Genomic DNA, 14,942 nt, shown 5'->3' with positions numbered 1-14,942 from the left:
TCGGCTCGTTGCCGGGCTCACGGGTCGGGCCCTCGCGCACGGTTGGTCGGCCGCGCCCGGTGCTGTTGCCAGGGGAGGGCGGAGTGCTCCCGGCGGCCGGCGCCTCAGGCGGCGTGGGGAACTCCGGTTCGCACACCGGGCAGGGTTCCAGGCCCAGCTCATGGCCGGTGGACACGGAGGCACGGAAGGCCTGCGGTTTGCCCGCGACGAGGGGGCAGTCGGGCCGGTGCACGAGGGTTCCGCCCGGGACCGCGAGCAGAGCGGGGCCGGACGCGGGACCGGTCTCCCGGTCCACCGGCCGTTCGGCCCCCTCGGCACGAGAGGTGGGAGGCCCCGCAGGAGGAGGTGGTGCGGCGGGCCGGCCCTTCTCGTGGGCCAAAGCCTCCGACAGGCCGCGGGTCTCAGCCGATACCGCTGTCGGGGGAGCTGCCCGGTTCTCGGGAGGCGGCCGCCCTGACTCCGTGGGGATGCCGGAGGGCGTCCCCACCACGGCCTCCTCCGGCTCCTCGACGTGACCCCCGCCGTCGGTGTCCTCGTAGGTGACCAGCAGCCGGTGGAGTTCCTCCATGCGCTCCGCCGCGACGCTCTGCTCGCTGCGGGCCAGCAGGATCGCGCCCGCGACGATCAGCGCCGCACCCGGCACCGTGCACGACGCCAGATAGGGGATCTGCCTCTCGACGAAACGTTCCCCCGACACCCCGTACCAGCCGATCGCACAGAGCACCGCTCCCGCGGCGAGCGCCGGCCAGCCCGCCCACTGCACGAACGCCCTCGCCCAGGGGTGCTCTCGGTCAGTCCGCATCAGGCCCCCTTGGGTCCTGCACTCAGCTCGGGCATTTCACCCGATGAGTTGCACTATGCCCCGTATCGCCACACCCTGAAAGCATCGATCAGTACCGGCCCGACTACACCTGGTGGTGAGCCACATGGTCCTTGGCGGACGTGGGAGAACGGCGGCCTGGTTGGCGGCCGGGATCCTGTTCGTGGGGGCAGGGGCGGCCGGCTGCGGGGACGACGACGACGAAGGTGCCGAAGAACCCTCTCCTACGCAGACGACCGCGACCGAGAGTCCCGCGGGGAACCGGCCTGCCGACCCGGCGGCGGCCGAGAAGCAGGTCAGGGAGAACTGGGCGACGTTCTTCGACCCGCGCGCTCCCTTGGACGAGAAGACGAAGGTGCTGGAGAACGGCGACCGGCTGCAGCCGTTGCTCCAGGCGTTCAGTGGAGACCAGCGCGCCCGGCAGTCCGCGGCCGAGGTCACCAAGGTCACATTCACCTCCGCGACGGGCGCCGAGGTCACGTACAACCTGACGGTCCAGGGCACCACCGCACTGCCGAACGCCTCCGGCGTCGCGGTCCTCCAGGACAACGTGTGGAAGGTGTCGGTGAAGACCCTGTGCGCCCTGGTGGGGCAGAGCGGCGTTGAGGCACCGGGCTGCTGAGCACGCGCGGCCTGCGGACCTTCTCGCGGCTCTTCTCACCGCACTGCTGGCGGCGCTCCTGCTGCTGACCGCCGCCTGCGGCAGCCGCCTGCCCGAGAGCGAGTTCGAGGACCGGCCGCCGCGCGAGGACCGTACGACGTCGCCCGGTCCGGCCGACGGCGCGCCCATCAAGGTCGGCATCATCACCAGCGCCACCAGCCCGGTCGGCGCCGCCACCTTCACCGGCCCGCGGGACGGCGCGCAGGCCTACTTCGCGGACCTCAACCGGCAGGGCGGCATCAACGGCCGTCCGGTCGAGGTCGTCACCTGCGACGACGGGGGGAGCGGCGTCGGCAACAACGAGTGCGTGCACCGGCTGATCGACGAGGACAAGGTGTTCGCGCTGGTCGCCACCACCGCACTGGACTACGCGGGCGCGCCCCGGGTCAGCAAGGCCGGTGTTCCCGACATCGGCGGCCAGCCCATCGGCCCCGCCTACGACACCTATCCGCATCTGTACGGCATCTACGGCAGTCAGGCGCCGCGTGACGGGCGCGAGCCGGGCTGGGACGGCAAGCTCTACGGCGGCACCGAGGTCTACCGCTACTTCAAGCGGGAGCACGGCGCCCGCACCGCCGCCGTCGTCTCGTACAACCAGGCCTCCTCGGCCGCGTACGCCGACCTCGTCACCCGCGGTCTGCAGGCCGAGGGCTATGAGGTCGTCACCGAGCAGGTCGACTTCGTGCTGCCCAACTTCCAGGCCGTCGCGGCCGATCTGCGGTCTCGTGGTGCCGACCTCGTCTTCGATGCGATGGACACCCACGGCAACTCCCGCCTCTGCGAGGCGATGGACGCCGTCGGAGCCGAGGTCACGGCGAAGGTCACCAATGTGCAGAATTGGTCCCAGGCGGTGTCCGACGACTACAAGAACGCGCCGGGCTGCCGCAACGCCCTCTGGGCGACGGGCTCGAGCCGTAACTACGACGACACCGGCCACCCGGCTGTGCGCGCGTTTCGCTCGGGCATGGAAGGACACCCGGGAGGAGAGACGTTGTCCCAGTGGCAGTTGGAGGGGTGGGCCGCGGCGATGTGGTTCACGGATGCCGCGAGGTCGTGCGGTGACCGGCTCACGCGCTCGTGCGTGGAACGCTTTCTGATGCGCGACAAGCCATACACGGCGCGCGGTCTGCTGCTGCCGGTGACGTTTCAGCCTTCGGAGGAGCCCCCGAAGACCCGGCGCAGCTGTCTGTCGGTAGCCCGTTGGAGTGATGATGCAGGTTCCGGAGACGGCGGCTGGGTCACCCAAGGTGGTGACATGACGCAAAACTGCTTCACGGTTCCGCAGCTGCCGTACTCCCCGTGACGTACGGTCAGCCGAAAAGGTTCCCGATCTTCGCTAACGATGTCATCTCTTATATGGAACAAAACAGTGATAGAGACCAACCCCTGACCGGCGTGCCAGGTCTAACCATGAGGTAGGCGGACGAGAGGTACTGTCCGCGGGGAACCGTGGGATACGGGGACGGATGCACATCTCATTCTTGATTCACAATGCCTATGGCATCGGCGGGACGATTCGCACGACCTGCAACCTCGCCCGTACGCTCGCCGAGCAGCACGAGGTGGAGATCGTCTCGGTCTTCCGCCACCGCGACGAGCCGGTCTTCGACACCGGCCCGAAGGTACGGCTGCGCCACCTCGTCGATCTGCGCAAGGACAGCCCCGGATACGACGGCGACTCGCCCGAATACCACCGCCCCGCACGGGTCTTCCCCAAGGCGGAGGGCCGCTACCAGCAGTACAGCGAGCTCACCGACCGGCGCATCGGCCGCCATCTGCGCACCCTGGAGGCCGATGTCCTGGTCGGCACCCGGCCCGGCCTCAACGTCCACATCGCCCGGGAGGCCCGGCGCGGCCCCGTTCGCGTCGGTCAGGAGCACCTCACCCTCGACAGCCACTCGGACGCGCTGCGCAGGGAGTTGCGCGGCCTCTACCCGCGGCTGGACGCGGTCACCACCGTCACCGAGGCCGACGCCTCCGCCTATCGCAGAAAGCTGCGGCTGCCGGGCGTACGGGTCGAGGCGGTGCCCAACAGCGTGCCCGAACCGGGCATCGAGCCGGCCGACGGCACCGGCAAATGGGTCGTGGCGGCCGGCCGGCTGGCCAAGGTCAAGCGCTACGACCTGCTCATCCGGGCGTTCGCCAAGGTCGTGGAGAAACGTCCCGACTGGCGGCTGCGCATCTACGGCGGAGGCGTGGAGAAGGAGAAGCTGCGCCGGCTGATCGACCAACTCGGCCTCTACAACCATGTGTTCCTCATGGGGCCCGCCAACCCCATCGAGGCGGAGTGGCCCAAAGGCTCGATCGCCGCGGTCACCTCCAGCCTCGAATCCTTCGGCATGACGATCGTGGAGGCGATGCGCTGCGGCCTCCCCGTCGTCTCCACCGACTGTCCGCACGGGCCCGGGGAGATCATCGACGATGGCGTCGACGGGCTGCTCGTCCCGCCGCGCAACGTCAACGCCGTGGCCGCGGCTCTGCTGGAACTGATCAACGACGATGAACGGCGGCGGCGCATGGGCCGCGCGGCACTCGAGGGCGCGGCTCGCTTCGACCCGTCCCAGGTCGCCGGGCGCTACGAGTCGCTCTTCTCGGACCTGGTCGCCCAGGCAGGCCGGGGCAGCGTGCGCACCCGGCTGCGCGGCTCGCTGCACCGCACCCGGGGTGCGCTGCTCGGCGGGGCCTATGCCGTCCAGGACTTGTGCCGCACCGCACCGCGAAAGGGCCGTACCGCATGACCATCTCTGCCGAACTCCCGCTGCACGCGCGCGTGGACCGGTCCGTACCACTGCGGCTCCCGTCCACGACGGCTCGGACCGCGACCGAGCGCACGCCCCAGTCCGCCCCCGGGCTCCCGACCGAGCCCGGACGACCAGCCGAGGAGTCCCCTGCCGTGTCCGTGCCCGCCCTGGACTGCGGTGTGAGCAGCCCCATCGCCGACTGCATCGCGGATTCCGCCGGCGGGCTCACCTTCGACCTGGCCGACTGCGGGCCATCCGGCGCCCCGGAAACCTGGGACACCTCGCTCGTCCTGCGCCGCCGGGACGGGGACGGCGACGCCGAGGAGGTGCGGCTCCCGCTCGTGCAGACCGGGGGCGGCCGGTTGCGGGCCGTGCTGCCGAGCACCATGGAACTGCCCGAGGGGCGCTGGGACGTCTACGCACCGGCAGCCGGTGACGGCGGACCCCAGCGGACCGTGCCCGGCGTGCTCGACCTCCGCTCGCTCGTCGACCGTCGGCCAGACTCCGACCGGCCTACGGTCGCCGTCCGCATCCCGTACGCGACCAAGCACGCCAATCTGTCCGTCCGCAGCTGGCTGCGCGCGCCGCACGCCGAGGCGGGGGAGATCCGGCTGACGGACAGTGGAATCACCGTCGAGGGACGGCTGTACGGCGCGGCGGTCGGCCCTGGTGCCCTGGCCGAGGCGCGCTGCCGCCGGGACCCGTCCCTGGTCCGTACGGCGCCGGTGTCGGTCGAGGGAGCGGCGGCCTTCGCCTTCACGTTCTCCCTCAAGGAGCTGGCCGAGGACTGGGAGGGCGACAGCGAGTCATGGGACCTCTGGCTGCGGCCGGATGCCGACGCGGAGCCGGCACGAATCGCCCGCCTCCTCGACGATGTGCCGGACAAGCAGGACATCTTCTGTTATCCGGCGCAGCCGCTTGCGGCCCCGCAGGGATCCGCCGAGGTCGGTCCGTACTACACCACGGACAACGACCTGGCCGTACGGATCGACCCGGCAGGCGGGGCGGCCGCCTAGGCCCTGTCCGGGCCGATCATGCCGGGCTCGCGACGCCTGGCACCGCGCCTCGCCGCGTTGTCGTCGGTCGCCGATGGCCCCCAGCTACCGCTGGGAGGTGCCCCCACCGCATGGACTCCTCCCTCAGCTACCGCTGGGGGTGCCTCCTGCACCAGACGCCGCTCCCTGATCCGGCCTGATCGACCGGACAGGATCTAGCAGGGATCGGGTCGGGGCGGCGGGGAAAGGCGTGCCCTTACGCTGGACACCCTTGAGGACGGTGATTGTCCTCAAGGGCCGGAAGGGTGAGAGGCATGTTGGAGACTTCGGCACGGCTGCTTCGCCTGCTCTCGCTGCTGCAGGCCCATCGCGAATGGTCCGGCCGGGACCTCGCCGACCGCCTCGGGGTGACCCCGAGAACCGTGCGCCGGGATGTGGACCGGCTGCGCGAGCTGGGCTACCCGGTGCACGCCAGCCCGGGCACGGGCGGCGGGTACCAACTCGGCGCCGGTGCCCAACTGCCGCCGCTGCTGCTCGACGACGAGGAGGCCGTCGCCGTCGCCGTGTCCTTGAGGACGGTGGCGGGCGGCGGCATCGAGGGCATCGAGGAGACATCCGTACGAGCCCTCGCCAAGCTGGAACAGGTGCTGCCATCCCGGCTGCGGCGACGCGTGGCGGCGCTCAACTCGTACACCGTGCCGATGCTCGGCGGGCGCCGAGGCCCGACCGTCGACGCGGCTACGCTGACCGAGCTGGTGCACGCCTGCCGCGACCGGGAGCGGCTGCGCTTCGAGTACCGCGACCACGCCGGGTCGGCGACGCGGAGGGTCGTCGACCCGCACCGCCTAGTCTTCACCGAGCGGCGCTGGTACCTGGTCGCCTGGGACGTCGAGCGGGAGGACTGGCGTACCTTCCGCGCGGACCGTATCACCCCAAAACCGCCGCACGGCCCGCGGTTCGAGCCGCGCACGCCGCCCGCGGAGGACCTCGCGGCATATGTCTCGCGCGGGGTGTCCACCGCGGCCTACGCGGCGAAGGCGGTGGTCCTGCTGCACGCGTCAGCCGAGGAGGCCGCACAGCGGATCTCCCCGTCGGCCGGCGTCCTGGAGGCGATCGACGAGCACAGCTGCCTGCTGCACACCGGAGCCCACACGCTCGACGTGCTGGTCATCCACATCGTGCTGATGGGCTTCGAGTTCGACGTGCGCGAGCCCGCCGAGCTGAACGACCACATCAGGGAGATCGCGGACCGGCTCGGCCGGGCCCTGACCCCGCGGACGGCCGTCACTCCTCGCCTTCCGTGAGCCGCTCCTCACGCCAGGGCGGCGACTGCACCAGCGCCGCCGCCTGCGGGTGGTGCAGGTCGAAGGCGGGCGATTCGGAGCGAATGCGCGGCATGGTCACGAAGTTGTGGCGCGGCGGGGGACAGGACGTCGCCCACTCCAGCGACCGGCCGAAGCCCCACGGGTCGTCGGCCTCGACCCTGCTGCCGTATCGCGCGGTCTTCCAGACGTTGTAGAGGAACGGCAGCGTGGACAGGCCGAGCAGGAACGCACCAATCGAGGAGACCGAGTTCAGCACGGTGAAACCGTCGGCCGCCAGATAGTCGGCGTACCGCCGCGGCATCCCCTCGGCGCCCAGCCAGTGATGGACCAGGAAGGTGGTCTGGAAGCCCACGAACAGCGTCCAGAAGTGGAGCTTCCCCAGCCGCTCGTCGAGCCTCTTCCCGGTGAACTTGGGCCACCAGAAGTAGAAGCCCGCGAAGGTCGCGAAGGTCACGGTGCCGAAGACGGTGTAGTGGAAGTGGCCGACGACGAAGTAGGTGTCGGTGACGTGGAAGTCGATCGGCGGGGAAGCCAGGATCACCCCGGTGAGCCCGCCGAACAGGAAGGTCACCAGGAAACCCACCGACCAGAGCATCGGGGTCTCGAAGGACAGCGAGCCGCGCAGCATCGTCGCGGTCCAGTTGAAGAACTTCACCCCCGTCGGCACCGCGATGAGAAAGGAGAGAAGGGAGAAGAACGGCAGCAGCACCGCACCCGTCGCGAACATGTGATGCGCCCACACCACCATGGACAGACCGGTAATTGCCATCGTCGCCCCGATCAGCGGGAGATAACCGAAGATCGGCTTCCGGGAGAAGACCGGCAGGATCTCGGTGACGATGCCGAAGAACGGCAGCGCGATGATGTAGACCTCCGGATGCCCGAAGAACCAGAAGAGGTGCTGCCACAGCAGCGTCCCACCGAACTCCGGCTGGAACACCCATGACCCGAACCGCCGGTCGGCCTCCAGACACAGCAGGGCTGCGGCCAGCACCGGGAAGGCCATCAGCACCATGATCGAGGTGAAGAGGGTGTTCCAGGTGAAGATCGGCATGCGGAACATGGTCATGCCGGGGGCGCGCATGGCGATGATCGTGGTCAGGAAGTTCACCGCGCCGAGGATCGTGCCGAAGCCGGCCAGCGCAAGACCCATGATCCACAGATCGGCGCCGATACCGGGGGTGCGCTCCTTGCTGTTCAGCGGGGCGTATGCGGTCCAGCCGAAGTCCGCCGCGCCGCTCGGTACGAGGAGGCTGCCGAGCACCATCAATCCGCCGAAGAGGAACAGCCAGTACGAGAGCATGTTGAGCCGAGGGAAGGCGACATCCGGTGAGCCGATCTGCAGCGGCATGATCTCGTTGGCGAAGCCCGCGAAGGTCGGGGTCGCGAACAGCAGCAGCATGATCGTGCCGTGCAGGGTGAACGCCTGGTTGTACTGCTCGCTCGACATCACCTGCAGCCCCGGGCGGGCCAGCTCGGCGCGCATCATCAGTGCCATCAGCCCGCCGGCCAGGAAGAAGACGAAGGACGTGACCAGGTAGAGGTGGCCGATCTTCTTGTGATCGGTGGTGGTCAGCCAGTCGACGACGACTCGGCCCGGGGTCCGTGCGGGTGCGGGACCGGCGCTCGCCTCCGGGATCCGGGTACTCATCGACGCCCCCCTCGCGCATCGCGGTTCAGGCTGCAGGGTCGGTGCTCCACGGGCACGGTATGCCCCGTTCGCCGGGTTCTCCCGGCACCGCGCCGCAGCCCCGCACCGGTCTGAGTCTCGCCTCGATGCCCCCCGCGCGGACAGAGGTCTGTCGTGAGTTCGCCCGGCGGGCGCGTGGGTGGGCGCGCCCGGGGGCGACGGTTCGCATCGCGCTCATGTCCGGTGTTTTCAGACTTTGTCTGCCAGGGCTGCTGCCGCGCCCGAGTACCGCGATCAGACCGGTATAAACCCGCTGTTCGGTATCGCCCCGCAATTCCCTTGAGTGCCGCTCGGGTTCGGAATTCAGAAGACGATGCGAAGCAGTGTCAGAAATGCAATGTGGCGTCTTTGGAAGTGCGTTCTCGGCGGCCGAGAAGGGCCCGTACGAGTGACGGCAATCGGGGCAAACGGGGGGCGCCCCTGTGACACAAGCGTGACGGTCCGTACACTCCGCGGTTGCAAAGGGGTGGCTTCCACCGACTGCGGGACGCGCCTACGGTGGGCTTCATGAACGACACGTCGAACCACATGGAGCCGGCCGACGACGACCCCGAGGCCTATGTCGGACTTGACGTCGGGGCTGCCGAAGAGCGGGCCCGGCAGCGCGGCTGGACCACGGTCCGTACGCTCCCGCCGGACGCGATCATCACCATGGAGTACCTGTCCGGCCGCATCAACCTGGCCGTCAAGGACGGTGAGGTCGTCCGCTGCTGGAAGGGCTGACGGTGCCGCCGCGCACACGCTGACGGTGGCGTCGCCCACGCGCACACGCTGACGGCCCCGGCGCTCGAGCAGGGGCGCCGGGGCCGTCGTACTCCGGGGGATACGTGCGTACCGTCCCCCCGCGAGATCAGCCCCCGGTCCGTCCGTGCGGGGCTGCCGGGCCCAGCGGAGCGGTCGAGCGCGGAGTGCGGTCGGTGTGCGGTGTGCGGTCCGAGTGCGGCGGTCGGCGGCTGCCGGTCGGTGTGACGGGCGTGCGCTCGGACCGCACCGTATGTGCTCGTGGCGGGTGATGCGGCCGTGTCTCGACGCTCCGGACGACGGACGGGGACCCCAGCCCTGCCGGACGAGGCGAACCCGCACCTACGGGTTCGAGCACGGGAGGCAGATCCGCCGCGAAGCCCCGCTGGGTGACCAGCGAGGGGTGGGCGGCGGTCGCGGGGACCGGGGCCGGAGTACGCACACCGTGCTCGCGAAGTCGGTCCCGGGCCGCGAGAATGCGCTGCTCGGCCCAGGCGATGAAGGGTTCGAACCAGGGCAGCGCCAGCAGGATCAGCAGGCCGGCGGCCCATCCGAGCAGCACATCGCTGACCCAGTGCGTACCGAGGTACACGGTGGTCGCCCCGACGCCGAGCGCGAACACGGCGCCGACGACGGACAGCACCCGCCGGGCCTGGGGAGTCGTCGCCAGATAGGCCAGAATTCCCCATGTCACCACGGCATTTGCGGTGTGCCCCGAAGGAAATATATCCCCACCGGCGAACATCTCGGCCGAGCCGACCGTCGTCGCGTAGTGCGGGCCGAGCCGGCCGAGCCCGTACTTCACCGATCCCACGGTGATATTGAGCAGCAGCAGCGCCATGCCCAGGGCGAGCAGCGGGCGCAGGGTGCGCTGCCGCCAGGAGCGCCAGCCGAGCCACGCGGCCACCAGCACCGCGGTCGGCCCGCGCTGGCCCAGCACCACGAAGTAGTCGAGGAAGGCGTGCAGGTCGGGCCACTGCTTGTAGGGCCGGAAGAACATCACCTGCCAGTCCAGGAGGACGAGGTAGTCGCTCACGAAGACGGCCGCGACGATGGCCGCGTAGAACACGACGGCGGAACCGAACAACACCATGCGTGTTCGGCTCATCCGCGGGACATCGCGGCGGCTCGGTCGCTCCGGCTCCTGCTCCAGCCGGGCGAAGACTTGGTCGGTACGCACTCAATCGACGTTACAGGGGGTGAGCGGCGGCCCTGGTGGGGGCACCGGCTTCGTGATGACGATGTGATGTGGAGTAGCCGTCCCACGGCTCGTTATTCGGGCGGCTCCGCCAAAACCCGAGTGACCGGCGGGTGAATTTCTCAGAACCATTGCCCGGCGTCCTGTTTCGAGCGCACCGGCGCGTTTACCTTCCGGTGGCCGTGAATTTTCCGTGAAGTTGCGCTTCTCGCTTTACCGAGGTCGGTCCAGCACTCGGTACCGAATTCGTGATCAAGGGTGTGACCTGGTTCTTCGCGAGGGAGCGAGGGGTCGCGGAGTCCCGCCCGGGCGGTCGGGCGGAGCGCCGGGGCGGCTCGATCGTCCTCACGCTGCGCCGACCACCGCTCACCGCTACGTAGCCCATCGCCCGAATGTACGTGGCGAACACCACGTGTCATCGTTGACGAAGGTCGAGAGGACCGCGCTTCCCGCGCCCCGACTCGCGTACTCTGGCGCTTTACTCCGCCTTTCGGCGCCAGACCGGCCGGCCGCAGTGCCGTGGCACCGGTGACTGCGAGCACACCACTGGGAGGTGCGTACTTTGTCCGGAACGACCACGGCCCGCGACCGGCGGGCAGCGGACGTTCCCTGGCATTCGCGCGGCAGCGGTGGCGGCGGGGCCAACCGCTGGGTCGTGCTGGTCGTCCTCTGCGTGAGCCTGCTGCTCGTCGCACTGGACGCGACGGTGCTCCACGTCGCCGTCCCCGCCGTCACGGAGGACCTCCGCCCCGGCGCGATCGAGCTCCTCTGGATCGTCGACGCCTACCCGCTCGTCGCCGCCTCCCTGCTCATCCTCTTCGGCACGCTCGGTGACCGCATCGGGCGCCGGCGCGTCCTGCTGCTCGGTTACGCCCTCTTCGCCGTGGCCTCGGCCGTCGCCGCCTTCGCCGACGGTCCACACGTCCTCATCGCGGCGCGGGCGCTGCTCGGCGTCGGCGGCGCGATGATCATGCCCGCCACGCTGTCGATCCTCCGCCAGGTCTTCCCCGACCGGCGCGAGCGAGCGTTGGCCATCGGCATCTGGAGCGCGGTCGCCGCGGTCGGCGCGGCCGTCGGCCCGCTGCTCGGCGGCTTCCTCCTCGAGCACTTCTGGTGGGGCTCGGTCTTCCTCGTCAACATCCCGCTGATGGCGGTCTGCCTGCCGATCGGCCGCTGGCTGCTGCCCGAGTCGACCGGCGACCGCAACGGTCCCTGGGACGTGCTCGGCGCGCTGCTGGCCGCGTTCGGCCTGTTCGGCGTCGTGCTGGGAGTCAAGCGGATCGGCGGCCAGGAGGCCGTGCTCCACCCGGCCACCCTCGTCCCGCTGATCGCCGGCGCCGCGCTGCTGATCGTCTTCGTCCGCCGCCAGCGCGGCCGCGAGCATCCCCTCGTCGACCTGCGGATGTTCGCCAGGCCCGCCTTCGGCACCTCGGTGGGCTGCATCGTCCTCGCCATGCTCGCGCTGGTGGGCCTGCAGCTGATCGCGACCCAGTACCTCCAGCTGGTCCTCGGGTTCTCCCCGCTCCAGACCGGTCTGCGAATGGTCCCGCTGACTGTGGCTGCGATGGCCGCCGGGCTCCTCGGCTCCCGTATGCTCCAGCGCTTCGGCCCACGGGCCATGGTCGCCCTCGGCTTCTCGCTCACCGCCGCGGCGGTGCTCTTGCTGACCCTTATGGGCCTGCACGACCGGCCCGGGCTGCTGACGGCGGCCCTCGTGCTGCTCGGCTTCGGCCTGGAGACCACGCTCTTCGGCAGTTACGAATCGATGCTGAGCGAAGCCCCCGCCCAGCAGGCCGGCGGCGCGGCGGCCATCGGGGAGACCTCGTACCAGCTCGGTGCCGGCATCGGCATAGCCCTGCTCGGCAGTGTCATGAACGGCGCCTACGCCCCCGGCGTCTCCTCGGTGCCCGGCGTGCCGTCAGCGGCGAGCAGCGCCGCGGGGCACTCGCTCGGCGAGGCCTACGAGGTGGCGCGCCGCCTCGGTGGCCCCAGCGGTGCCGCGCTGCGCGAGGCGGCCCGCGACGCCTTCGTCCACGGCCTGCACGTCACCCTCGTCGCGAGCGCTCTGCTGCTGTTGCTCGGTGCGTTCGCCGCGTTGCGCCTGCCGCGGGTCATGGAGTGCGGCTCAGGCCGCGAGGCGGCCCCGCGGCCGGAGCGGGCCCCGCACGGGAGCGCGCCGGCCATGACGAGCCCGGTCGGCGCCATCCCGGGCCAGCAGACCCGTACCCGCGCCGGTGTCGGCGCCGAGACACCTCGCTGACCCGGCGCCGTACGGCGGTCACCGTTGCCTGCCGACGGCACATGGTGCGCTGAGCACGGCACCGCCGGCCTCAGCCCCCGCTTCCGCTCGACGAGCAACCACGAGGGCACAGCCCGCCGGACGGCGCCGGGGGAGCGGACGATGGGCCCTCTGGACGCGAGGGGCTGCCTGGTCGTAGCGTCGGCCCCGAGCCGCAAATGATCACTGTCCCCCGGCTTTCTGTTGGGGGGTGCCCCCAGGAGGATCCATGTCTGCGCCGCCGTTCGACCCCAGCGACCTGCTCGGGCTCGACGACCTGCTCAGCGCCGAGGACCTCGCGGTGCGCGCGACGGTACGGGAGTGGGCCGCCGACCGCGTCCTGCCGGAGATCGCCGACTGGTACGAGCGCGGCGAGCTGCCCCGCGTACGGGAACTGGCCCGCGAGCTCGGCTCGATCGGCGCCCTCGGCATGTCCCTCGACGGCTACGGCTGCGCGGGCGCGAGCGCCGTGCAGTACGGGCTCGCCTGCCTGGAGCTGGAGGCCGCCGACTCCGGCATCCGCTCCCTCGTCTCCGTGCAGGGCTCCCTCGCCATGTACGCCGTCCACCGCTTCGGCTCCGAGGAGCAGAAGCAGCGCTGGCTGCCGTCCATGGCCGCCGGGGAGATCATCGGCTGCTTCGGGCTGACCGAGCCCGACTACGGCTCCGACCCGGCCGGAATGCGCACCTACGCCAAGCGCGACGGCTCGGACTGGGTGCTGACCGGCCGCAAGATGTGGATCACCAACGGCTCGGTCGCCGGAGTGGCGATCGTCTGGGCTCGCACCGACGAGGGCATCCGGGGTTTCGTCGTCCCCACCGACACCCCGGGTTTCTCCGCGCCCGAGATCAAGCACAAATGGTCGCTGCGCGCCTCGGTCACCAGCGAGTTGGTGCTCGACGACGTCCGGCTTCCGGCCGATGCCGTGCTGCCGGGGGTGACCGGGCTCCGCGGTCCGCTCAGCTGCCTGAGCCACGCCCGCTACGGCATCGTGTGGGGCGCAATGGGCGCCGCCCGGACCTGCTTCGAGACGGCGGTCGAATACGCCAAGACCCGCGAGCAGTTCGGCCGGCCGATCGGCGGATTCCAGCTCACCCAGGCCAAACTCGCGGACATGGCGGTCGAGCTGCACAAAGGCATCCTGCTCGCGCACCACTTGGGGCAGCGGATGGACGCGGGAACGCTCCGGCCGGAGCAGGTCAGCTTCGGCAAGCTGAACAACGTACGGGAGGCGATCGAGATCTGCCGCACCGCCCGGACGATCCTGGGCGCCAACGGCATCTCGCTGGAGTACCCCGTGATGCGGCACGCGACGAATCTGGAGTCGGTGCTCACCTACGAAGGCACGGTCGAGATGCACCAGCTCGTGCTGGGCAAGGCGCTGACCGGGATCGATGCGTTCCGGTGACGAGGCGCACGGTGAGCGCCCCTGCCCTCAGCTCTGGTTGAAGAAGCCGTCGTTGGCGCGGCGGGCCGCCTCGCCGCTGACCACCTGGTATTCGGCCGGCGTGAGCAGGAAAACCCGGGTGGCCACCCGCTCGATGGAGCCGCGCAGCCCGAAGGTCAGCCCGGCGGCGAAGTCCACCACGCGCTTGGCGTCGGCGGCCTCCATGGTGGTGAGGTTCACGATCACCGGGACGCCGTCGCGGAAGAGCTCCCCGATTCCGCGGGCATCCCGGAAACCGTCCGGGGTGACGGTCGAGATCCGGCGGCCCTTCTCCTGCGCGGACTCGGACGCCACACGCACACGAGGATCGGTCACCCAGGCGTCAGCGGTCTCGGGGCTCTCGGCGTAGTCGTCGTCGTAGTAGCGGTCGTCATCGCTGTCATCAACGAGGCCCAGCCAGGCACTCGCCTTCCGCACCGATCCCATGGTCGCCTCCTCTCGCCACGCGGTCCGTGATGTCCGCCCCCCTATGGTCGTCCATCATGCGGAAGTTGCGCCAAGCGAATAGCCCCCACACAGAAATTTCGTGACGGTACTGGTGCACAACGAATGTCGGAGCGTCAAGGTTCCGGCCACGATGGCTACTGACGGTCTGGATTCTCCGTCGGCGGGCCGCGTTCGCGCACGAACCCCGCAAGCCCGTGCGGCGCGGCTTCCGGGCGGGGTGCGGAGTGGCGTTACGCGGCCCCTTGATCGCGCGAGAAGCGCGAGGGCTGCTGCCACAAGTGCGGCTGCCTGGACTGTGGTTGCGACTGCTGCTGCCCTGCGACTGCTGCTGATCCTCGAGTTCGGCGGGCGGCGGCTCCGGAGGACGGGCGGTGGCTGGCGGCGTGGATGCCGCTACCGCACGGCCCGTGCGGTGGGGTCGGATTTCGGCCAAGTAGCGCCGGTCGGCCGATCCGTGGTGGTGAGGCGCGCCGCCGGGCTCGCCGGCTGCGTCGGCGACCTTTGAGGGCCGCCCGAAACTCCGCCGCGGAGGCGGGATGACACCGGCTCGCCGCACGGGCTGAAGGCGCAGTCGGCCCGGTGTGGACGGCTCTGTGCGC

11 protein-coding genes and 1 pseudogene are annotated in these 14,942 nt (G+C 70.4%); 8 read left to right on the top strand and 4 right to left on the bottom strand.

Translation table 11 applies throughout. From position 1 onward, the window contains the following. Positions 1-490: 490 nt before the first annotated feature. Positions 491-802, bottom strand: a pseudogene (locus tag ACTWQI_RS26100) (hypothetical protein); the annotation flags it as partial. A 160-nt stretch (positions 803-962) separates the two neighbouring features. Here ACTWQI_RS26100 and ACTWQI_RS26095 point away from each other — a divergent pair. The 5 genes from ACTWQI_RS26095 (at position 963) to ACTWQI_RS26075 (ending at position 6,521) form a co-directional block, all read left to right on the top strand. Next, positions 963-1,442, top strand: a complete 480-nt coding sequence (locus ACTWQI_RS26095) for a hypothetical protein (RefSeq protein ID WP_443274194.1) — start codon at positions 963-965, stop codon at positions 1,440-1,442. A gap of 43 nt (positions 1,443-1,485) precedes the next feature. Continuing rightward, a complete protein-coding gene (locus ACTWQI_RS26090) occupies positions 1,486-2,784 on the top strand; it encodes an ABC transporter substrate-binding protein (protein ID WP_443274229.1) in 1,299 nt (432 codons plus the stop codon). Positions 2,785-2,947: 163 nt separating this feature from the next. Next, the gene (locus ACTWQI_RS26085) at positions 2,948-4,219 is read left to right on the top strand and encodes a glycosyltransferase family 4 protein (protein ID WP_443274193.1); all 1,272 of its coding nucleotides are present in this window, start codon (positions 2,948-2,950) and stop codon (positions 4,217-4,219) included. Further along, complete coding sequence (locus ACTWQI_RS26080) at positions 4,216-5,238, top strand: hypothetical protein (RefSeq protein WP_443274192.1); 1,023 nt, start codon at positions 4,216-4,218, stop codon at positions 5,236-5,238. The genes ACTWQI_RS26085 and ACTWQI_RS26080 overlap by 4 nt, the downstream gene beginning before the upstream one ends. A gap of 293 nt (positions 5,239-5,531) precedes the next feature. Beyond that, complete coding sequence (locus ACTWQI_RS26075) at positions 5,532-6,521, top strand: helix-turn-helix transcriptional regulator (protein WP_443274191.1); 990 nt, start codon at positions 5,532-5,534, stop codon at positions 6,519-6,521. On the opposite strand, the gene ctaD is transcribed toward ACTWQI_RS26075, so the two are convergent. After that, positions 6,502-8,193 carry an aa3-type cytochrome oxidase subunit I gene (gene ctaD, locus ACTWQI_RS26070; protein ID WP_443274190.1) on the bottom strand — a complete coding sequence of 564 codons (1,692 nt, stop codon included), beginning with the start codon at positions 8,191-8,193 and terminating at the stop codon, positions 6,502-6,504. The two genes, ACTWQI_RS26075 and ctaD, sit on opposite strands and share 20 nt — an antisense overlap. A 546-nt stretch (positions 8,194-8,739) precedes the next feature. Here ctaD and ACTWQI_RS26065 point away from each other — a divergent pair. Next, positions 8,740-8,955: a proteinase inhibitor I78 gene (locus ACTWQI_RS26065; RefSeq protein WP_443274189.1), complete on the top strand. Its 216-nt coding sequence runs from the start codon at positions 8,740-8,742 to the stop codon at positions 8,953-8,955. Positions 8,956-9,082: 127 nt separating this feature from the next. Here ACTWQI_RS26065 and ACTWQI_RS26060 read toward each other — a convergent pair whose 3' ends face one another. Further along, positions 9,083-10,153 (bottom strand): phosphatase PAP2 family protein, encoded by a 1,071-nt coding sequence (locus ACTWQI_RS26060; protein WP_443274188.1) that lies wholly within the window; start codon positions 10,151-10,153, stop codon positions 9,083-9,085. 580 nt (positions 10,154-10,733) lie between these two features. Here ACTWQI_RS26060 and ACTWQI_RS26055 point away from each other — a divergent pair. Next, the gene (locus tag ACTWQI_RS26055; protein ID WP_443274187.1) at positions 10,734-12,431 is read left to right on the top strand and encodes an MFS transporter; all 1,698 of its coding nucleotides are present in this window, start codon (positions 10,734-10,736) and stop codon (positions 12,429-12,431) included. A gap of 247 nt (positions 12,432-12,678) precedes the next feature. Beyond that, on the top strand, positions 12,679-13,857 hold the full coding sequence (locus ACTWQI_RS26050; RefSeq protein WP_443274186.1) for an acyl-CoA dehydrogenase family protein: 1,179 nt from the start codon (positions 12,679-12,681) through the stop codon (positions 13,855-13,857). 27 nt (positions 13,858-13,884) lie between these two features. On the opposite strand, the gene ACTWQI_RS26045 is transcribed toward ACTWQI_RS26050, so the two are convergent. After that, positions 13,885-14,322 carry a cell division protein SepF gene (locus ACTWQI_RS26045; protein WP_443274185.1) on the bottom strand — a complete coding sequence of 146 codons (438 nt, stop codon included), beginning with the start codon at positions 14,320-14,322 and terminating at the stop codon, positions 13,885-13,887. Positions 14,323-14,942 lie beyond the last annotated feature (620 nt).

The organism is Streptomyces sp. KR80 (genome assembly GCF_052245555.1).
GTDB lineage: Bacteria > Actinomycetota > Actinomycetes > Streptomycetales > Streptomycetaceae > Streptomyces.
Note: the sequence above shows the minus strand (reverse complement) of the source record. Positions and strands in the feature narration are given on the sequence as shown.

Bases quoted from the DNA above. Each gene is read 5' to 3' on its own strand.
- ctaD (WP_443274190.1), bottom strand. From the start codon at position 8,193: ATGAGTACCCGGATCCCGGAGGCGAGCGCCGGTCCCGCACCCGCACGG.
- ACTWQI_RS26075 (WP_443274191.1), top strand. From the start codon at position 5,532: ATGTTGGAGACTTCGGCACGGCTGCTTCGCCTGCTCTCGCTGCTGCAG.
- ACTWQI_RS26065 (WP_443274189.1), top strand. From the start codon at position 8,740: ATGAACGACACGTCGAACCACATGGAGCCGGCCGACGACGACCCCGAG.
- ACTWQI_RS26080 (WP_443274192.1), top strand. From the start codon at position 4,216: ATGACCATCTCTGCCGAACTCCCGCTGCACGCGCGCGTGGACCGGTCC.
- ACTWQI_RS26050 (WP_443274186.1), top strand. From the start codon at position 12,679: ATGTCTGCGCCGCCGTTCGACCCCAGCGACCTGCTCGGGCTCGACGAC.
- ACTWQI_RS26085 (WP_443274193.1), top strand. From the start codon at position 2,948: ATGCACATCTCATTCTTGATTCACAATGCCTATGGCATCGGCGGGACG.
- ACTWQI_RS26045 (WP_443274185.1), bottom strand. From the start codon at position 14,322: ATGGGATCGGTGCGGAAGGCGAGTGCCTGGCTGGGCCTCGTTGATGAC.